Below are 18,180 nucleotides of genomic sequence, written 5' to 3' on the forward strand. Positions count from 1 at the left end.
ATTTCCCCCATTGTAATACTCTTGGGCAAGATAGACCCAAGCATTTTGATCTAGATAGACTATCTTCAATGTGTGAAAGACACCATAGCAGGTGTCTATAACTTTTTAACCTGCTATAGATTCCAATTGTGTACCTATATCATCAAAGACTGTTGTTATTTTTGTAGAGCTTTTATCAGGCAAAGGTATTTCGTTAGTTACCCAGCATTTAAGCTAGCCAAATCTAGCAGTACGATGAGCAGATTTACTAGTAAAAACGAGCGTAAATCCCCCGCACCATTCTGTTTCACGCGCCCGCGTTTCCAGCACGGACACCTGCAATTATAAAAGAATTAATTATTAGCACGGCAATCAAGTGGCATGGCAAAGGTGTTCAACGGCAGGGCCGCGACGGACGACTACATGTCGACTCACTCGCTCACATTTTCCACACCCGAGATGACTTTGAGAAAGTTTGCGGTGTGGCTGGGCGAGCCTGTCAACTCCCCATCGGGGCAGGTGCCACGCCTCATGACGTTTATCGAGGAAAAAGGATCAAAAAGCGACGCGCAGCTTGCTCCTGACACCGACGACTCGTTCAGGCCCACCGGCGCCGTTATTGACATGTACGGCGGCATGCAGTCCGCGCCGTCGGACCAGATGACCCCGCCCCAGATTACGCCCTTGAACCGCGAGACTATGGAGCCGGAGCCCCGGTTCTGCATCAGCTGCGGCCAAAAGCTAAAGGCAAACGCACGGTTCTGCACGAAATGCGGCAGCGCGCAGGGCTAGCGCTTCTGGCGCTCTTTTTGCGCAAGGTAGCACTCGTTGCAGACGGTCTTTGAAAAGATAAAGTTGAGCGAGTAGAACCGCACACGCCCGCACGACTCGCAGGTTCGCATGCACTATTTTGTCCATGCTGTCGAATAAACTTATAGCGAAAGAGCTCGGTCCGGAAAAAGGTCATTCTTTTTAAGTAAAATAGAACTTTGACCATTAGATCGTGAATTTTCAAATCGTGCATTATCATGGTACAATTGAAGAAAATAGGGAAATTACGTCGTTGTTGACTCGTGTTTTTGTAGAAGAGGGGTACACGGACAAATCAAACGCCGAGAGAATTTTTGTACCTGCTGAAGTGCGAAAACGTGGCGAGATCATGCTGGCTAGATCACCAGTGCAGAAAAAACTTCTCGGTATGATTATTTTTGTACCCTCTATAAGTCCCACTTGTCAGGTGGCAGAAGCAGATGAAGCTGAAATTCATTTACTGGCAGTCCATCCAGAAACACGGGGTCAAGGCATTGCATCACACCTCATCATGGCCTGTGAGCAACGGGCTGTCTCTTTTGGATATTCCAGAATGATTCTTTCGACTCAGCAAACGATGAAAGAAGCTCATCGTGTTTACGAGCAACTAGGCTACAGACGAAATTCTACACGGGATTGGTCAAGGGGCACGGACAAGACCTTCTTTGTTTATGAAAAACTCCTGCAGATTTAGATAAAAAGTCACAGCGGGAAAATCGGGATAAACTTTGCCGACAGTTTACAGAAAGCGCCGCCAAGTTTACGGAAGTAGCGAAAGGCAGAATAGCGCATGGCTTGTTGCAATACAGGTTGAAGGCATTCAGGCTCGTGATAACTGGCAACCCCGGCGCAGGCAAGCACACCAGCGCCAGGTTGATTGCTGACAGGCTGGGCGCGGAGATAATCGACATCAATGAAGTCGCCCTTGAAAATGACGCGGTCCTTTCCAAGACAAGCCACGGCGCCGACGTCGACGTCAAGAAATTGGGCAAGCTGCTTGCAACGGCTTTGAAAAAGAAGGACAGCTTTGTTATCGTCGGACACCTTGCCCCCTATGTCTTGAAAAGCGCAGGCATCGACATGGCCGCAGTCCTAAGAAGGTCGCCAAATAAACTAGAGTCGACCCTTGCAGAGCGCAAATACACGCGTGAAAAGATAAACGAGAACGTCTCTGCCGAGATCCTGGGCGTCCTGCTGTACGACGCGATCAAGGCTTTTGGCAAGCGCAAGGTGGGCGAATTTGACACCACAAACAGGACGCCGGAGGAAACCGCAGGTCAGATTATCGCGGCGCTCCAGAAAAAGTCGGCAAAAAGAGTCGGCGTCGTGGACTGGCTCGCCATCCTGTCAGAGGAGGAGGTCCAAAAGTTCTTTGCCTACTAGCAGGATAAGCGACGAGGCGGTCAGGAAAAAGACCGGCAGGGACTGGAAAGGGGGGTTTGCGCTCCTTGACAAGGCAGGGGCGAAAAAAATGGCTCACAAAGAGATAGCGCAGTACCTTGGCAGCGCCGGCGTGCCGGGCTGGTGGGCGCAGATGGTGGCAGTGAGCTATGAGCAAGAGCGCGGGCTGCGGGAAAAGTACCAGCAGGCGGGAGGGTACTCGGCAGGCGCCAGCAGGACCTTTGCGGTTCCTGTCGATGTCCTTTACAGGAACTGGGCCGATGAAAAGCTGCGCGGCAAATGGCTCGCGGACGAAATAGTCGTGCGCAGGGCAATGGCCGGCAAGTCGATGAGGATAACGTGGCCTGATTAAACCTCTGTCGAGGCCTATTTTATCGGCAAGGGCGAGCAGAAAAGCCAGGGCGCGGTGCAGCATGGCAAGCTTGCCGGCAAAAAAGACGTAGAGCAGATGAAGAAACGCTGGCACGCGGCCCTTGACAGGCTGGAAAAGCTTCTCTGCTAGGTTTGCAAAAGCTTTATCAATTCTACATGGTTTGGATTGATGGTTGGCAGAAGCAGAGCAGGAAATTCATGCATACAGCGACGCGCAGCTGGAAAAAATGCACGGCAATGACGGCAAGAGCTATGACGAATTGCTAAAGTACGTAAAGCGGTACGGCATGCACCGCCATTTTGACATCTCGTACTAGCAGTTTTAAGAGCAACATGCGGAAATTATAGGCGGTGAGCCAGCCGCAATTCCTCTACCTGGCGACGACAGGATGGAAAACGGGCAGGCAGCACAGGATAGAGATCTGGTTTGTCGAGTACAATGGCAGGTACTACATAGTGTCAGAGCACCCGGAGCGAGCGCACTGGGTCCAAAATATCGCCCATAGCCCGCAGGTATCGTTCAGCGTGGGCGACAGAACGTTTCAGGGGACTGCGCGGCCAGTCGAGCCCGGGTCCGAGCTGGCGGCGGCCGTTTCAAAATTGATGGACGCGAAATACAGGTGGAGCCAGGGCCTGATTGTAGAGCTGGCGCCATAACTCATTTCTTTGCCAGCCTCTCATACTGCATCCGCAACAGCTCTATCACTCTGGCGACGTCATCGGCGTCGCGGATCTCGTAGCTTGCCCAGTCGGATTGCGGGACGATGTGGTGGGGCGACACCCTGCCTTCCGACAGCAGCTTTTTGATCATTTTTGCCGGCAGGTGTATGTCTGCCATTATGTCGCCGTGCAGGTGCCCTATCTCCTCCCCGCCCACCCGAAAGACGATGCTGCCAAACTGGTGTTCATGGACGGTGACATTATCCCACTTGAGCAGCTCCTTCCTTATCATATCGCCGGCGCCTTTCACGTTAATTGTATTGGCACACGATTACAAAAGAGTCGTGCAAGTGCATGCACGCTCAAGCTGCTGGGCCAATAATTCGTATATATACCAGCGAACAATTGAGAAAGGCATGTCAGCGGTTGTTACAAGAAGATTTGGCGAAGAGACGCTTCAATTCGTCGGGAAAAAAGTCGCGGTAGAGACTACGGATAACAAGGTTTACAACGGCACCTTGGCCGGCATAGACGACAAGCTCGACTTGGTGCTTGACAACGTCGAGGGCCAGGGCATACTGAAGATGATCCTGAACGGCATGTTCGTAAAACAGATACGCCTGATGGAAAAGCCTTTTGACTTCAGGGCGCTGTCAGAGAGGTTCGAGAGGGCGTTCCCTGGCCTGGTAAAGATACGCGAAGACGTCGGCGCCATCATCGTCATGGACAAAATAAAGGTGACCCAGTTTGGCGTGGAAGAGGGCTCGGGCCTTGCAGCCGACAGGGTCAGGTCGATCTATGACGCCTTTATGAAGGAGACAAAGAAGTAGTGTTTGAGGTCCGGTACACGGATCTTGCCGCGCGCATAGGCAGGCTCGAGACGCCCCACGGCTCTGTAGAGACGCCGGCGTTCGTGCCTGTCGTCCACCCCGTCCGGCAGACCATCAGCCCGCAGTTCCTGAAAAAAATGGGCTTTGACCTCGTGATAACAAACGCCTACATCACGTTCAGGCACTATGGCGACGAGGCGCGAAAAAGGGGCATCCACGACATCATCGGCTTTGACGGCTCGGTGATGACCGACTCGGGCGGCTACCAGGTCCTTGAATACGGCTCTGTCGAAGTCGAGCCGGCGGTGATGGCGCAGTTTGAAAAAGACATCAAAAGCGATATCCCCATTCCGCTGGACAAGCCCACCGGCTATGGCCTTCCATACGAAAAGGCAAGCGAGTACGTCAGGATAACGCTTGAAAACTGCAAAAAGACGCTGGAAGTGGTCGGGGAGACGGACGCGGTCTGGGTCGGGCCGGTGCAGGGCGCCGAGCACTATGATTTGGTAGAGCATTCTGCCAGAGCCCTTGACGCAATGGGCTACCAGCTGATGGCGCTTGGCAGCCCTGTCGAGGTCATGGAGGCATACGAGTTTGCGACGCTTGCCCGGATGATTGCAAGGTACAAAAAAGCGATACCGGCAAAGCCGATACACCTCTTTGGCGCCGGCCACCCGCTGACGATACCGCTTGCAATAGCCCTTGGCTGCGACATGTTTGATTCTGCGTCATACATGCTTTATGCAAAGGACGACAGGTACATGCAGCCGCAGGGCACGGCCAGGCTTGCCGACCTTGCTTATTTGCCGTGCCAGTGCCCCGTTTGTTCATCATACAAACTCGATGAATTGCGGTCGCTGCCAAAGGACCAGAAAACCATCGAAGTCGCCAAGCACAACCTGCACGTGCTAAAGGCAGAGGTGGATACTTGCAAGCAGGCGATAATGGACGGCAGGATGTGGGAGTATGCGGTGCAAAAGGCAAGGGCGCACCCCAAGCTGATGGAGGCGGTGCAGCTGTTTGGCGGGAGCGAATTTGAATTTATGGCAGACAACACGCCGGCGTTCAAGGAAAAGGCGATCTTTTTCTTTGACCCTGTCGACCAGCACAGGCCGGAGGCGAGGCGATTTCGGCAGATGGCGTCTGCGTTCAAGTCGGCCAAGAAAAAGCTGGTGCTGTTTCCTGAAGGCGAGGTGCACCCGTTCTACTCAACGAGGGGTTTCAAAGAGCTTGCCAAGAAATTCCCCGACGCGCAGGTTGCGGCGTACAACCCGTTCCTTGGCGTGATACCCGCAGAGATATCCGACGTTTTCCCTGCATCGCACAACCTTACGAGCAGGCTTGCGCGCAAGATCGACGATTACCCGAGCTTTACCGAGTCGCTCGACGCGTTTTTGGCAAACAACAGCTTTGACGAGGTGATAGTGGTCGCCGACGATTTCATGAAGCAGGCAAAGCTAAAGGCCCGCGTAGAGGATTACCACTCTGATCACGTGATTGACCGGCTATAGACTCCCAAGGACGCCTTCTGCGGCGGTCAAGATGCAAAAGGAAAATGCAGGAAAAGTGATCGCACGCGACGATTTTGGCAAGATAGAGCTTGTATGCGGAGTCGACGTCTCGTACAGGCAGGGCGTGGCGCACTGTTCCGCCGTGGTCACTGACCCGTCCTTTAACATAGTAGAGCAGGCAAGCACGGCAAGCCCGGTCACCCAGCCTTACATCCCGGGCCTTTTCATGCTGCGCGAGGCCGGCCCCGTCCTGCGCACTCTGAAGCGCATAAAGCGCTATGACCTGCTGCTCGTCGACGGCCACGGGCAGCTCCACCCTAGGAGGTGCGGCCTAGCCTGTTTTGTCGGCGTCACGCTCGACAGGCCGGCGATAGGCGTCGCAAAGAGCCTCCTGTGCGGCAGGGTAAAAGGAGAGGACGTCGAGCTTGCTGGCCAGGTGCTCGGCCGGCTGGTCAATGGCAGGCTGTACGTGAGCGTCGGGCACAGGACAAGCCTGGGCACTGCTGTCGATATCGTGAAAAGGCTGGTTGCAAAAAGCTGGATGCCAGAGCCCCTGAGGCTGGCAGACGAAATGTCAAAAAAATGACATGCTGAATCTGGAGGGATTACTCCATCTTATTTATTTATCAGAATGAAGAAACGGACTAACAAAAGTATCTGGAATGAGCTCCAACATGCAAAAGAAGAAAACATTTCTGTTCATAGCGGCTGTCGCAATAGCAGCTGGTATAGCAGCAGCTCTGATCTATTATGCTAATTTTAATCCTTTAAACTCCAAAAGTCTTATTGCAAATGAAACCGGCGGAGATAATTCTATTTCCAAACTGAATCTAACATCAGTCAAAGCCTACGATGTTAACCATAGTCTGATAGGAGAGATAGAACCCAATCAGTCGTTCAAGACCAACCATCCAGTATTAATTCAAACAGAGTTTTCAAACCCAGATAGCAATTCCGGCGAGTACATTGTCGCCAGCGAGATCAGAAGGGATAGTGAAACTGAATCTTTGACGACCGTCCAAGCAGATGTAGCGGGATCAGGGAGTGTGTCCGTCGAAACGTACTGGAAGCCAGAACAGGCAGGGGATTATAGCCTGCTAATTTTTGCATACAAACCTGAAGAGCTCGATAGAGGTCCTGTAATAGCGCCTGTCGAGATGATAGAGCTGTAGAGTAATACCCTGCACACTCAACAGTGTAAAAAAATGAAAAGGCAGCTGGTCAGGCCTTGATTAATACCGGCTGCTCTACTTTTTCAAGTTCAGGCTCGGGTTCCGGGATCTGCTTTCTTGCCTTGTGCCTGCGCATTTCTTCGTAATACATAGAGTCGCACATGGGAGAATAATCGACAATCAACTAAATAAAGATTGAAAAAGAAAAGAGAAAAGGTGGGATGAAACTTAACCTTCTTCCCAGCCCTTGCTGAACACACCGTTCTTGTGCAGCGGGACTGGCTGTCCGGCAGTGTACTGCATCGGCCTCATCCAGAAGATTGCGTGTGTCGGGCAAACGCCTACACATGCGCCGTCTGAGATACATCTCTCTGGATAGAACACGAATGCCTTACCCCTCTTCCATCCTTCCACCGGCTTTACCCTGAGTACGTCTGGACCGAGAGCGGTGCAGATTTCTACGCAGAGTGCGCAGCCGATGCATCTTTGCTCATCTACGTCTGGAAGTATAGCAATTGGCATCTATTAGTTCACTGAACGTTGACAGTGCTCTAAACTATTTAAACCCTGTGGCATTGCCAAAACGCTGTTATAACCATCTCAAGTAGCCGGCAGTCACAAGATTACTTGTCAACGACTCTGACGGTTTTTACGATATGGGTCGATATTTTAGGCTCTGTCAGGCTGTCTGTCAATGTCGCTTTGATTGTGTACTTGCCAGCCTTGGAAGGGACCCAGTCGACGCCAGAAAAGGTGTCAGGGCCGTGTACTAGCTTTGTATGAACGAGTCTCCCTTTGGAGTCATAGATTTCAAAGCTCAGCAAGGAAGGGTATATGTTGCCGGCCAACGGAAAGGCGTCAGGGTAACTTGGATGACAGAGTCCAAGTTTACTGGGATCTTGGCAAGTTTTGCTCCGGCATCAAACCGATCCGTTACCCGCAGGTCGCGCATGACCCCTTTCAGGTCGCCAAGCACCACCAGATTTGCTTTCCCGCTGCCTAATTCACGGGGTAAAAAGACTGCAGGGCCGAGGTCTTTGCAATACTCGTAATCCATGTGTGAGGGCTCGATGCCAGAACAGTATGATACCATGTCAATGACAACCTTTGCCTTTATTTCATAGTTGTCTCCCCGGGCAGGTACCCATTGTGTGTTGATTCTGTAAGGCTCTTCCTCTGGCGAAATTGATTGCCAGCGCACGAACTCTACTCCGTCAGAGTTTCTCGCTTCGATTATCAATGCATTGGGGGTATAACCTGACTTGCATCTTTTATCATCAAATTCGGCGAGATAATGACGGGCTTTCTCGCGTTTGCCTCCTTGAGATTATTTCCATCGAAGGATAGGATGCTCACATTTGCCTCCGGCCAACAGGACCACGCAAATGCACGTACCATCATGGCAGGGGCGAGCACCGATACAAAAAGTGATGCCATGAGAGCCATCGACAGCAGGCCGGACGTTTTCAACCAGACTTGAACTATTCTGGTTCCTAATATCTCTTATAGGAGAATGTTACAGCGCAGCGTCCGCTGTTTTACGAAAAAATAAAATTAAAAAGGAAAAAAGAGAATTTACTTGTTCATTCTCAGCACGTCGACTTGGCCGCTGTGTAGCCAGTCCTTGAGCTCTTCGTGGCTCGGCTTTGCATCGTGCTTGCCAGCCAGGTGAAGGTGCAAAAGAACATAGTTAACTTGGTTGAGCAACGGCTTGTTGGCCTCGTCGCCCTTGCGAGCCCTATCTTTCAAGTCAGCTGGAACGGTCTTCCACCAGTCATCAAATTTCCTAACCATAACTCAGATGTTGCGAACCGAACTTAATAAGCGTTATGGGATTTCATAAACGGTGTTATAGTGAAATCTACCGCCAAGCAAAATATAGGGACGCGCCGGTGTGCAGGGTGTGCCGTTCAAGCTCTCAGACCTGCAGCAGGCCAGACAGGCTTATCGGCAGTTTCTCGATCATAATCCGCCGGCGCACCACGCCCGCTACATTTTCCCGTTTTTCGCAGGGTCGTATTTTGCCTACCGCAAGGCCGACGTGATGCGCGTCGTCGCCGTTGCCAAAGCTGTCAGCAATAGCCCGTCGTACCTGGACGTCGGCTGCGGCTATGGCGACTTTCTCGCCAGAGTGCGAGAGCACCTTCCGCAGGCCGCAGGGATTGAAAAAGAGGGTGGCATTTTTTACGCGCTGCAAGAAGTAAAGCCGGACTATATCCAGGTGCAGGATGTCGAGTCCATGGGAAAGCCGGTGGACGTCGCGTTCGTGGGATGGATGGAGCCGGGCACCGACTTTCGCAGGCACGTTGCGAGGATTGCAAAGTGCGTTGTCACCACGTTTGACGCCGGCGGCCAGTGCGGCATAAACGGAGGGTGCGAGTATGATGAGTTTGGGTACGAGCAGGTCGCGTGGTGGCGCACGCCTTCGTGGATTGACGTAAACGCTGAGTTGATGAACAGGTATTACACCCCGGCGCTGTCGGAGGACAAAAAGCTGCAATTGTCGAAACTGCGCGGCGCGCACAACTTTTGGTACGTATATGCCAGGCCTGAGATTGCAGGCAGGGTAAAGGCGGGTCTAGAGTCGCATCTTGCGCACGAAAACGCAGGCGAATACGACTTTGAAGAAGTGCTTGACGAGCTGGGCTATCATTACAAAGAAGAGCTGCCGGGCCTGACGACTGCAAAAAAGCTGTGGGAAGTGATGCTAGGCTAGTGCCGTTTGCGACTGACGACCTGCGTAGGGCGAAACATTCGCTAGAGCAGTTCCGGGCAAATGCGGTTTCGCCACACCACGAGCGCTACAGCTTTCCCTTCTTTTCCGGCACCTACTTTTCCTACCGGAAGATAGACGTGATGCGCGTCGTCGCCGTTGCCAAAGCTGTCAGCAATAGCCCGTCGTACCTGGACGTCGGCTGCGGCTATGGCGACTTTTTGGGGCGTGTGAAAGAGTTTTTGCCGGGCGCGCAAGGCATGGAGAAGGACGCGGGGATATTTTACGGCCTTGGCATGGAAAAGCCCGCCCATATCGCGGTTGCAGACGCCCACTGGATCGACAGGAGGTACGACGCCATTTTCGTCGGCTGGATGGAGCCGGGGCAGGACTTTCGCGATCCTGTTTCAAAGAGCACCGACGTCATCATAACCACCCTTGACCAGGGCATCAGCCTTGCGGCAGAGTTTGACGGCCACGGCTTTGAGCGAGTCGCGTGGTGGCGCACGCCTTCATGGGAAGACGTCAACGTCGAGATGATGAACAGGTACTATACCCAGATGCCAGAGCCAAAGAGGGCTGAACTGGCCAGGATGCGCGGCGCGCACAACCTGTGGTACGTGTACGCAAAGCCGGCCAAGGCAGGCATTGTCCGCGCTGCACTTGAGCGCCAGGTGGGCATAGAAGACCCGCGGGACCGCTATGAATTTGAATATGTGCTTGACAAGCTGGGCTTTGGCTACATGGAAGAGCTGGAAACGACCGCCGGCCAGCTTTGGCGCATCTACGGGAATTAGCAAACTTTAAAGAGCCTATATGTTGATTTTCAGCTGTAATAAAGATTGAAAGTTAAGGTAATGGGGGCCGCCAAAGAAGTTGGCCGCTCCGCTTTTCTCGCACAATGCAACAACACCAATATCCTGATGGACTATGGCGTGCTTTTAAAGAGGGAGCCAGTTTTCCCTATGCACATCAAGCCCAAGGAAGTTGACGCAGTGGTGATAACCCACGCGCACCTGGACCACTCTGGATTCGTCCCGTCGCTCTATCTGTCCGGCTCGTCAGAGATACCGGCGCTCGGCACGCTGCCGACGTTTGAGCTGTCAGAGCTCCTGATAGAGGACATGATAAAGCTGTCGGGCTTTTACCTGCCGTTCGAGTACATCGACGTCACCACCATGCTGAAAAGCTCCAAAAAGCTGCAGTACAGAGAGCCGTACATGGTCAACGACGTCAAGATAACATTGCACGAGTCAGGCCACGTCGTCGGCGGCTCTACCGTGCGGGTCGAACACGAGGGCAAGACGTTGTTCTACACCGGCGACATCAACACCCGCGGCTCGAAACTGTTGCGCGCGGCCGACCTGGACTTTGGCCCGGTGGACATGATGATAATGGAGAGCACGTATTCGCAGAACGAGCAGACGCCCCGCGAGCAGTCGGAAAAGGCGCTCGTCGAGTACTGCTACGAGGTCATAGAGCGCGGCGGGACAATGTTCATACCGTCGTTCTCTGTCGAGCGCGCGCAAGAGATAGCCTGCGTCCTTGAGCACTATAATTTCAAGCATAAAGTGGTCATGGACGGCATGGCCCTCAAGGCAAACGAGATAATGAGCAGGCACCCCACGTTTTTGCGCGACCCGGAGATGTTCAAGCGCGCAATTGGCGGCGCGGAATGGATAACCGGCTGGAGCAGGCGCCGCAAGGTCGCAAACGACCCGTGCGTCATAATATCGCCGGCAGGCATGCTCGTCGGAGGCTCTGCGATATTCTACACGCAGGCCGTCATGGGCGACGAAAAGAACGGCATCGCGCTCGTCTCGTACCAGGGCGAAGGCACGCCGGGCAAGATGCTCCTTGAAAAGCGCCAGGCAAGCTTTGACGGCAAGATGCACAAGTGCTATGCAGACGTAAAGCGCTTCGAGTTCTCCGGCCACAACAGCAGGAGCGAGCTATTTGAGATACTAGACAGGGTAAAGGGCAACCCCAAGGTGCTCTGCGTGCACGGCGACGGGCCTTCGTGCACCAAGTTTGCAGAGGAGATCAAGGAAAAATACGGCTATGACGCACGCGCGCCTGAGCAGGGCGAAGTGGTCGACGTTTGATAGTAAAAAACACCGACCCCTACAAGCTGAAAAAATGCGTCAAGTGCAAAAGGGACATTGCGCTCAACGAGCTGTATTTCGCCTACCCGCTGTCCCTCCAACAGATGTGCCTTGCCTGCGCCGAGGCAGAAATCCCAAAGACCATCGAGTCGCTTGAAAAGGACCTCAACAAGATAAGGCAGGCCAAGGCCTAGCTATTTCATGTGCCACGGCGGATCGGTCCTCCCGAGCGTCAAGGCCCAGCCCATGTCCGGCGGCTGGACGTCCATCTGCCACAGCATCGCGATTATCTCGCCCCTGTGGTGGACCTCTTCTGTAAACACGTGCATCAGCACGTCCCTTGCCTTCATCTTCCTCCTGATACCGTCGCTGTTCACCCGGGACACCTGCCTGTCAAGGTCGGCGTCCTGCATCGATGAGAGCCGGCCTTCTACTGTGGTCATGACGTGCGCGCCATAGCTTGCTATCCCGTCCCAATCCGCATAGCTGGCATAGGGGAAGGGCCTGCGCGGGTCTTCGACGCCCTGCATAGAGTAGTTTATCCAAGTGTCCTCGGCCCAGATTATGTGGAGCATCGTGTCCTTGATTGAAACCCACGCCGTCTGGCGGTTCCTTGCTAGCTCGTCCCACGGCAGGAGCAGGGGCAGCGACTCTAGGTAGCTCTTGCGCACTCCGTGGTTGTAGCGATAAAGCTCTTGAAAATCTGCCACGTTCACGGGGCATTCCGGCTCGTCTCGAATACTAAAATTCTTCTAAACGCTGCTGGCTATTTCCTTCTTTATGTGGGCGTGCTCGATGCCGCCCACCTTGCTCCCGGGGTTGACGTAGGTGTAGCCGACCTTGGTTATCACCTTGCCGTGGATGGTGCCAAACACCTCCACGTCGCCCTTTTCGTTCACCAGGTTGCCCTTGACGATGCCGGTGAGCCTGCACGTCCCGCCCCTCACGAGCACGTTGCCGAGGACCTTGCCCTTTAGCTCCAGGTGGCCGCCGTTGACGATGACGTCGCCTGCCACCTCGCCGAGGAGCATCCCGTCCTCCTCAAAGGTCACGGTGCCGATGCGCTTACCGTCCAGTATCTTCATCGCTTGCAGCCATCTTGCGAGCAAGTTCGACATTAGCGGCAAAGTGCGAAAAGATGGACAATATGGTGAAAAAAACTACCGCTCGGGCCTTTCGACCCTTTTCCAGACCGTCCTGCCCTTGTGGTCCATGAGCTCGACAGAGCGCTCCAGCAACCGCTTGCGCACGTCGTCGGCCTCCTTGAACTTTTTCTCTGCCCGCAGGCTGTTGCGCGTTGCTACCATCTCTTCTATCTCTTTACGCTCCTGCTCCGTCGCGTCAACGGTCGCAAGCCCCAGGATGCCCATTATTTTCTCAAAGACAGGCAGGGCGGCATTTGCCATCTCGCCTGTCAGCCTGTCTGACGCGGCCAGCTGGTTGAGCTTTGTCACGAACTTTAGGAATTCGGTGAGCGCAAGGGAGGTGTTCATGTCGCCGTCCATGGCGGCGCCAAACGCGTCTTCAGACTCACTTGCCAGCTTGCCCACAACGCCGGCGTCGCCCCCTTCAGCAGCTGCGCGCAGCTCGTACGCGCACGTTTCTATCTGGCGCCATCTTTGCGCCGATTCTATCAGCAATTCGTCGGCATAGTCAAGCGGCTTTGCATAGTGCACAGAGAGGCAGTAAAGCCGGAGGGCGTTCATGCCCCACGCCTTTAGCGCCTTGTCGATAGAGACAATGTTGCCAAGCGACTTGCTCATCTTTTGCGAGTTTATCGTGACCATGCCAGAGTGCATCCACAGCCGGGCGTACTGCTTGCCGGTGAACGACTCGGACTGGGCTATCTCGTTTTCGTGGTGCGGGAACACCAGGTCGTGACCCCCGCCGTGTATCTCAAACGTGTCGCCCAAGTATTTCAGGGCCATCGCCGAGCACTCTATGTGCCAGCCGGGCCTCCCTTTGCCCCATGGGCTGTCCCACGCCGGCGGCTCGGAATAGAACTTCCACAGCGCAAAGTCCATCGGGTCCTCCTTTGACTGGTCGATTTCTATCCTGGCGCCGGCCTCCAGCTCGTCCACCGGCTTTCTGGACAGCTTGCCATATCCTGCAAACGACTTTACCCGGAAATACACTCCGTTTAGCGTCAGGTAGGCGTGGCCCTTTTCCACCAGCCCCTGGATGAGCCGGATCATGTCTCCGATGTGCTCGGTCGCCTTGGGGCTCTGGTCGGCCTTTAGCACGTTGAGGCCCGCAAAGTCGCGGTAATAGGCGTCGATGTAGGTTTTTGAAATTTCTTCCGCGCTCTTGCCCTCCTTTTTTGCGCGGTTGATTATCTTGTCGTCGACGTCGGTGAAATTCTGCACGAATTTTACGCTGTAGCCCTTGGACATCAAATAGCGCCTGAGCACGTCAAAGACGATTATCGTGCGGGCGTGGCCGATGTGCGAGCTGTCGTACACCGTCACGCCGCAGACGTAAATCCTCACGCTGTTGCCGTTTGGCTGCAGCTCCTCTGCCGTGCGGGACAGCGTGTTGTATAACTTCACCGCAAGCCCTTACCAGAATAGCGCATTTTACCTTTGCTAGAGGTCTATGAAAATGTCGCCGGCTTTGACGTCGACTTTGTAGGTCGTCATCTTTACCCCCTCCATGTAGTCAAGGAGCTCTCCCGTGCGGACGTTGTAGTGCCACGAATGCCACGGGCACTCGACGACCTCGCCGTCGAGCTTGCCGGGCGCAATGGGCTTGTCCTGATGCCTGCACAGCGCCTCAAGCGCGTAATAGTAGCCGTTGGAGTGAAAGAGCGCGATCCTTGTCCCGTTGACGTTCACTTCCTTGCCGCCGTTCTGCTGCAGTTCGCCCGTTGTGGCCACCTTGACCAGTGTCAATCTGCTGTATTGCCTGCAAACTGGATATAAATGTCATCGGATATAGAGGAAACTGCCGTCACACTAAAATACGCCGTCGGCAACTTTTAACATGTTTGGGCTCTTCATACAAGGTGCTTGCAATAGGCGTGGTGGCGTTTCTGGCGTTTGGCGCCGGAATGGCGTACTATGGCTATGCCACCGCAATATACCCGATAGACATGGCGCTTGGCAACCTTGCGCGGGCCGAGTCGTCGCAGACTCCTGAAGAGCTGGCAAGCTACGTTAGCGAAGCAAAAAAGACCCTGCCTGATTATGGCAACCCCGTTTGGTCGTTCTCAACCACCAGGACGGATTTTGGGCTCATTGATCTGGAGCTTGATCGCATCATATCCAGGGCCAACTCTATAGCGTCAGTCGAGCTGCACAGCAGCGCGTACAATACCGGCATGAACGACATGCACATGTCGCTTGCCGCCATACAGGAAAACATCATAGAGGCGTTGCCTTACACATACGTCAGCATCACCAACATGGCAATGGGCGCTGTGTGGATAGCGGTGATCATGGCAGTGTTTACGGTCATGAGGCGCGGACGGGCGCAATACCACGAAGTATAACCGACGCAGTGATAGGTTAAAATCTAGACACTGGTTGTGAACCGTGATGGGCGCAATCATTACAAGCGCACTGCCGTACGCCAACGGCGAGATACACCTTGGCCACATTGCCTCGACGTACCTGCCGGCAGACATTTTCACCCGCTTTTTGCGCCTCAACGGCCAGCAGGCCTACCACATCTGCGCAAGCGACGACTATGGCACCCCCATCTTGATAAAGGCCGAAAAGGAGGGCAAGACGCCGGCCGAGTACGTCGCGCACTGGAACCGGCGCGACCGGGAAGACTTTGCGTCGCTTGGCATATCGTTTGACATTTTCTACCGCACGAGCTCGCCGGAGAACGTGAAATTCGTGCAGCAGGTCTTTACAAAGCTGCGCGAAAACGGCCACATCTATGAGCAGGATATTGTCCAGTTTTACTGCGCGTTTGACGACAAGTTTTTGCCGGACCGCTACGTCGTCGGCAAGTGCCCGTTCTGCGGCGCCGAAAATCAATACTCGGACCTGTGCGAAAAGTGCGGGCGCGTCCCCGACCAGATACTGGAGCCAAAGTGCGCCATCTGCGGCCGGCCGCCGGTGAAGAAAAAGAGCACGCACTATTTCTTCAAGCTCTCCAACTTTTCCGCCAGGCTAAAGGAATGGCTTTCCACAAACGCCAACCTGCAATCCGACGTCAAGAACTATGTCATCAACTGGATAAACGAAGGGCTGCAGGACTGGGACATCACCCGCGATTTGTCGTGGGGCGTGCCCATACCGGTGCCCGGCGCGCAGGGCAAGGTGTTTTACGGCTGGTTTGACAACCACCTGTGCTACATCTCGACGATGGTAAAGGTAATCGAGGAAAAGGGCGGCGACGGCAAGGAATTCTGGAACAGCTCGCAGATTTACCACTACATCGGCAAGGACATCGTCTACCACCATTACCTGTTTCTGCCGGCGATGAGGATGGGCATAGGGGAGGAGTTCAAGCTCCCCGACTATATCCCGACCCGCGGCCACCTGATGCTCCAGAACCAGAAAATATCAAAGAGCAGGAACTGGTACATCGGGCTCAAGGACTTTACAGCGTCGTTCAACCCCGACTATTTACGGTTCTACATCGCGTCGATTGTAACGTATTCGCAGGACGACCTCAACTTTGACTTTGGCGGGTTTGCAGAAAAGATAAACAACGAGCTCATTGCAAACGTGGGCAACTTTGTCAACCGCGCCCTTTCGTTCACGCAAAAGGCGTTTGCCGGCAAGGTGCCCGAGCCGGGGCAGTTGGATGCAGAAGACAGGGCAGTGGTCGAAGAGGTTGCCGCGGCGGTGGCGGAGGTCGGCAGGCTCATCCAGTCAAACGAGACTGACAAGGCGCTCAAGAGGATAATGGCCCTCAGCAGCCACTTTAACCAGTATTTCCAAAAGAAAAAGCCGTGGAGCGACGCCCAGACGGCCCCGGCCACGCTCTATGTCGCGGCAAACGCGGCAAGGTCGCTAGCGATACTGCTGGCGCCCTTTATCCCGTTTTCGTGTGAAAAAATATGGAGCCAGCTCGGCCTGCAGGGCAGCGTCCACGAGCAGTCATGGCAGTCTGCCGCCGAGATGAAGGTGCAGCCGGGCCATGCGCTCGGCAAGGTCGAGCCGATTTTCAAAAAGATAGAGGCAAAGGAAATAGAGGAGCGAAAGAACAAGCTGGGTATAAAATGAAGTACGAGCGTGGCCTGATGGCAGGCCGGTTCCAGCCGTTCCACAACGGCCACCTTGCGCTTGCAAAGCAGGCGCTCGCCGAGTGCAAAGAGCTCGTGATAGTGGTCGGCAGCGCCCAGTTCAACTTTATCGAAAAAGACCCGTTCACCGCCGGCGAGCGGGTGGCGATGATCCACGCCGCGCTGAGGGAAGCAAGTTGCGACCTGACAAAATGCTTCATAATACCGGTGCCAAACGACGAGAACAACGCCCGGTGGCTCGCCGGCCTGCGGTCGCAGGCGCCGGCCTTTGACGCGATATATTCCGGCAACGAGTTTGTAGAGTACCTTGTCAGAGAGCAGGACCCGTCGCTTGCAGTCAGAAAGCCGAAATTCGTCAGCAGGCAGGAATGCAACGGCAGCAACATCCGCGCGCTCATCGCCTCGGGCAGGCAGTGGAAGCACCTCGTGCCCCCGGCGGTTGCCGGCGTGCTGGAAGAGATCGACGGCGCCAAGAGGATCAAGATGCTTGCCGGCGCCGACGCGGCGCCCCACAGGTGGTAGGCATGGGCCTCAGGGCGTGCCCCATCTGCCCCAGGTGCGGCAGCAAGAAATTCAGGGTAATCGAAAGAGACGATGCAAAGGTGACTGTGGAGTGCCTCTCGTGCGCCAAGAGGATAGTGGTTTAGTTTAACAGTTTTGCATAGCTTGTTTAAAGTTTGCAAGTCGATGCCTTAACCCGATTCCGCAGTGATTGCAATCGATGGCCGATGACATCCTGGGCTATATCCCACTGTTGAGCATAGTCTTTAGCTCGATGGGCGTAGGCATAGTGTTCAAGGACTATATCGCGGCCCTCATCTCGACTGTCGTGATAAAAAAGACCAAGGACATCAAGACGGGCAACAGGATCAAGATATCCGCCCCCGGCGTCCCCGTCACCAAGGGCGACATCATGCACATCGGCCTTTTGAGGACGACTGTAATGGAGGTGGGCGATGGCGAGCGGCTGCCTTCGGTGAGGACGGGCAGGCTCATCAAGGTGCCAAACTACATGCTGATAAGCAACCCTGTCATGATCTACGGCGACACCATAATCGACGAGGTAGTGTCGTACATCCCAAGGCCGTACCCCGACTCGCACCTGCTCTTGAACAGCATGAGGGAGGCCATCACGGGCAACGGCCACGGCCTCATCGAAGTCGGGCTGTACCAGAAGGAAGACAAGCTGGTGATCCACGGCGTCTTTGAGGTCAAGACGAGCGAGATGGCCGACGAGCGCAGCAAGATCCTGAGGGACTTTTTGGTCAAGAGCAAGCAGATAGACACGGAGATCAAGCAGGCAGAGCCCAGGGCTGTTCCTGAAGCAAATCTGGCGCAGGAAAAGGCAGTCATAATCCCGCTGCAGAACGCCGAGAGGGATGACTAGAATAAGCGGCGCATTTTACCATAGCTTGAAAGGAAGG

The 18,180-nt window shown here is 54.4% G+C and carries 27 protein-coding genes; 19 read left to right on the forward strand and 8 right to left on the reverse strand.

The window, feature by feature from the left end; genetic code table 11:
- Positions 1 to 360 precede the first annotated feature (360 nt).
- The 6 genes from ACREAY_RS00630 (at position 361) to ACREAY_RS00655 (ending at position 3,219) form a co-directional block, all read left to right on the forward strand.
- On the forward strand, positions 361 to 771 hold the full coding sequence (locus tag ACREAY_RS00630; protein WP_431753820.1) for a zinc ribbon domain-containing protein: 411 nt from the start codon (positions 361 to 363) through the stop codon (positions 769 to 771).
- A 211-nt stretch (positions 772 to 982) separates the two neighbouring features.
- A complete protein-coding gene (locus tag ACREAY_RS00635; RefSeq protein ID WP_431753821.1) occupies positions 983 to 1,483 on the forward strand; it encodes a GNAT family N-acetyltransferase in 501 nt (166 codons plus the stop codon).
- A gap of 116 nt (positions 1,484 to 1,599) precedes the next feature.
- The gene (locus ACREAY_RS00640) at positions 1,600 to 2,172 is read left to right on the forward strand and encodes an adenylate kinase family protein (protein WP_431753822.1); all 573 of its coding nucleotides are present in this window, start codon (positions 1,600 to 1,602) and stop codon (positions 2,170 to 2,172) included.
- Positions 2,162 to 2,542 carry a hypothetical protein gene (locus ACREAY_RS00645; RefSeq protein ID WP_431753823.1) on the forward strand — a complete coding sequence of 127 codons (381 nt, stop codon included), beginning with the start codon at positions 2,162 to 2,164 and terminating at the stop codon, positions 2,540 to 2,542. The genes ACREAY_RS00640 and ACREAY_RS00645 overlap by 11 nt, the downstream gene beginning before the upstream one ends.
- Positions 2,543 to 2,735: 193 nt before the next feature.
- A complete protein-coding gene (locus ACREAY_RS00650; protein ID WP_431753824.1) occupies positions 2,736 to 2,879 on the forward strand; it encodes a hypothetical protein in 144 nt (47 codons plus the stop codon).
- A gap of 34 nt (positions 2,880 to 2,913) precedes the next feature.
- Positions 2,914 to 3,219 (forward strand): nitroreductase/quinone reductase family protein, encoded by a 306-nt coding sequence (locus tag ACREAY_RS00655; RefSeq protein WP_431753825.1) that lies wholly within the window; start codon positions 2,914 to 2,916, stop codon positions 3,217 to 3,219.
- 1 nt (position 3,220) lies between these two features.
- Here the strand turns inward: ACREAY_RS00655 and ACREAY_RS00660 are convergent, their stop codons facing one another.
- Positions 3,221 to 3,514, reverse strand: coding sequence for a luciferase family protein (locus ACREAY_RS00660; RefSeq protein ID WP_431753826.1), 294 nt, complete (start codon positions 3,512 to 3,514; stop codon positions 3,221 to 3,223).
- A gap of 124 nt (positions 3,515 to 3,638) precedes the next feature.
- On the opposite strand from ACREAY_RS00660, the gene ACREAY_RS00665 reads away from it, so the two are divergent.
- The 4 genes from ACREAY_RS00665 to ACREAY_RS00680 all read left to right on the forward strand — a co-directional run bounded on the left by ACREAY_RS00665 (position 3,639) and on the right by ACREAY_RS00680 (position 6,735).
- Positions 3,639 to 4,052 carry an Lsm family RNA-binding protein gene (locus ACREAY_RS00665; protein ID WP_431753827.1) on the forward strand — a complete coding sequence of 138 codons (414 nt, stop codon included), beginning with the start codon at positions 3,639 to 3,641 and terminating at the stop codon, positions 4,050 to 4,052.
- Entirely contained in the window at positions 4,052 to 5,563 is a 1,512-nt protein-coding gene (gene tgtA / locus ACREAY_RS00670) for a tRNA guanosine(15) transglycosylase TgtA (protein WP_431753828.1), read from the forward strand. The genes ACREAY_RS00665 and tgtA overlap by 1 nt, the downstream gene beginning before the upstream one ends.
- On the forward strand, positions 5,550 to 6,149 hold the full coding sequence (locus tag ACREAY_RS00675; RefSeq protein ID WP_431753829.1) for an endonuclease V: 600 nt from the start codon (positions 5,550 to 5,552) through the stop codon (positions 6,147 to 6,149). The genes tgtA and ACREAY_RS00675 overlap by 14 nt, the downstream gene beginning before the upstream one ends.
- Before the next feature lie 88 nt (positions 6,150 to 6,237).
- Positions 6,238 to 6,735, forward strand: coding sequence for a hypothetical protein (locus tag ACREAY_RS00680; RefSeq protein WP_431753830.1), 498 nt, complete (start codon positions 6,238 to 6,240; stop codon positions 6,733 to 6,735).
- 228 nt (positions 6,736 to 6,963) lie between these two features.
- Here ACREAY_RS00680 and ACREAY_RS00685 read toward each other — a convergent pair whose 3' ends face one another.
- The 3 genes from ACREAY_RS00685 to ACREAY_RS00695 form a co-directional block, all read right to left on the reverse strand.
- Complete coding sequence (locus ACREAY_RS00685; protein ID WP_431753831.1) at positions 6,964 to 7,257, reverse strand: 4Fe-4S dicluster domain-containing protein; 294 nt, start codon at positions 7,255 to 7,257, stop codon at positions 6,964 to 6,966.
- Between the two features lie 295 nt (positions 7,258 to 7,552).
- Positions 7,553 to 7,975 (reverse strand): hypothetical protein, encoded by a 423-nt coding sequence (locus ACREAY_RS00690; protein ID WP_431753832.1) that lies wholly within the window; start codon positions 7,973 to 7,975, stop codon positions 7,553 to 7,555.
- Positions 7,976 to 8,310: 335 nt separating this feature from the next.
- Positions 8,311 to 8,529, reverse strand: a complete 219-nt coding sequence (locus tag ACREAY_RS00695; RefSeq protein ID WP_431753833.1) for a hypothetical protein — start codon at positions 8,527 to 8,529, stop codon at positions 8,311 to 8,313.
- A 109-nt stretch (positions 8,530 to 8,638) separates the two neighbouring features.
- On the opposite strand from ACREAY_RS00695, the gene ACREAY_RS00700 reads away from it, so the two are divergent.
- The 4 genes from ACREAY_RS00700 to ACREAY_RS00715 are packed head-to-tail and all read left to right on the forward strand — an operon-like array spanning position 8,639 to position 11,747.
- A complete protein-coding gene (locus tag ACREAY_RS00700; RefSeq protein WP_431753834.1) occupies positions 8,639 to 9,451 on the forward strand; it encodes a hypothetical protein in 813 nt (270 codons plus the stop codon).
- The gene (locus ACREAY_RS00705; protein ID WP_431753835.1) at positions 9,451 to 10,245 is read left to right on the forward strand and encodes a hypothetical protein; all 795 of its coding nucleotides are present in this window, start codon (positions 9,451 to 9,453) and stop codon (positions 10,243 to 10,245) included. Before ACREAY_RS00700 ends, ACREAY_RS00705 begins: the two co-directional genes overlap by 1 nt.
- Before the next feature lie 45 nt (positions 10,246 to 10,290).
- Positions 10,291 to 11,553, forward strand: coding sequence for an MBL fold metallo-hydrolase (locus ACREAY_RS00710; protein WP_431753836.1), 1,263 nt, complete (start codon positions 10,291 to 10,293; stop codon positions 11,551 to 11,553).
- Positions 11,550 to 11,747: a hypothetical protein gene (locus ACREAY_RS00715; RefSeq protein ID WP_431753837.1), complete on the forward strand. Its 198-nt coding sequence runs from the start codon at positions 11,550 to 11,552 to the stop codon at positions 11,745 to 11,747. The genes ACREAY_RS00710 and ACREAY_RS00715 overlap by 4 nt, the downstream gene beginning before the upstream one ends.
- Here the strand turns inward: ACREAY_RS00715 and ACREAY_RS00720 are convergent, their stop codons facing one another.
- The 4 genes from ACREAY_RS00720 to ACREAY_RS00735 all read right to left on the reverse strand — a co-directional run bounded on the left by ACREAY_RS00720 (position 11,748) and on the right by ACREAY_RS00735 (position 14,444).
- Positions 11,748 to 12,269 (reverse strand): DinB family protein, encoded by a 522-nt coding sequence (locus ACREAY_RS00720; protein WP_431753838.1) that lies wholly within the window; start codon positions 12,267 to 12,269, stop codon positions 11,748 to 11,750. It lies immediately after the preceding gene.
- Positions 12,270 to 12,305: 36 nt separating this feature from the next.
- Positions 12,306 to 12,638: a hypothetical protein gene (locus tag ACREAY_RS00725; RefSeq protein ID WP_431753839.1), complete on the reverse strand. Its 333-nt coding sequence runs from the start codon at positions 12,636 to 12,638 to the stop codon at positions 12,306 to 12,308.
- Between the two features lie 75 nt (positions 12,639 to 12,713).
- The gene (gene cysS, locus ACREAY_RS00730) at positions 12,714 to 14,102 is read right to left on the reverse strand and encodes a cysteine--tRNA ligase (RefSeq protein ID WP_431753840.1); all 1,389 of its coding nucleotides are present in this window, start codon (positions 14,100 to 14,102) and stop codon (positions 12,714 to 12,716) included.
- 36 nt (positions 14,103 to 14,138) lie between these two features.
- Complete coding sequence (locus ACREAY_RS00735) at positions 14,139 to 14,444, reverse strand: Rieske (2Fe-2S) protein (protein ID WP_431753841.1); 306 nt, start codon at positions 14,442 to 14,444, stop codon at positions 14,139 to 14,141.
- 95 nt (positions 14,445 to 14,539) lie between these two features.
- Here ACREAY_RS00735 and ACREAY_RS00740 point away from each other — a divergent pair, with 95 nt between their 5' ends.
- The 5 genes from ACREAY_RS00740 to ACREAY_RS00760 all read left to right on the forward strand — a co-directional run bounded on the left by ACREAY_RS00740 (position 14,540) and on the right by ACREAY_RS00760 (position 18,143).
- On the forward strand, positions 14,540 to 15,043 hold the full coding sequence (locus ACREAY_RS00740; protein WP_431753842.1) for a hypothetical protein: 504 nt from the start codon (positions 14,540 to 14,542) through the stop codon (positions 15,041 to 15,043).
- A 46-nt stretch (positions 15,044 to 15,089) separates the two neighbouring features.
- Positions 15,090 to 16,736: a methionine--tRNA ligase gene (metG, locus tag ACREAY_RS00745; protein ID WP_431753843.1), complete on the forward strand. Its 1,647-nt coding sequence runs from the start codon at positions 15,090 to 15,092 to the stop codon at positions 16,734 to 16,736.
- On the forward strand, positions 16,733 to 17,278 hold the full coding sequence (locus tag ACREAY_RS00750) for a nicotinamide-nucleotide adenylyltransferase (RefSeq protein ID WP_431753844.1): 546 nt from the start codon (positions 16,733 to 16,735) through the stop codon (positions 17,276 to 17,278). The genes metG and ACREAY_RS00750 overlap by 4 nt, the downstream gene beginning before the upstream one ends.
- A complete protein-coding gene (locus tag ACREAY_RS00755; RefSeq protein ID WP_431753845.1) occupies positions 17,272 to 17,403 on the forward strand; it encodes a hypothetical protein in 132 nt (43 codons plus the stop codon). Before ACREAY_RS00750 ends, ACREAY_RS00755 begins: the two co-directional genes overlap by 7 nt.
- 74 nt (positions 17,404 to 17,477) lie before the next feature.
- Entirely contained in the window at positions 17,478 to 18,143 is a 666-nt protein-coding gene (locus tag ACREAY_RS00760) for a hypothetical protein (RefSeq protein WP_431753846.1), read from the forward strand.
- The last annotated feature ends 37 nt before the right edge of the window (positions 18,144 to 18,180 follow it).

Source organism: Nitrososphaera sp. (assembly GCF_050748925.1).
Lineage (GTDB): Archaea > Thermoproteota > Nitrososphaeria > Nitrososphaerales > Nitrososphaeraceae > Nitrososphaera.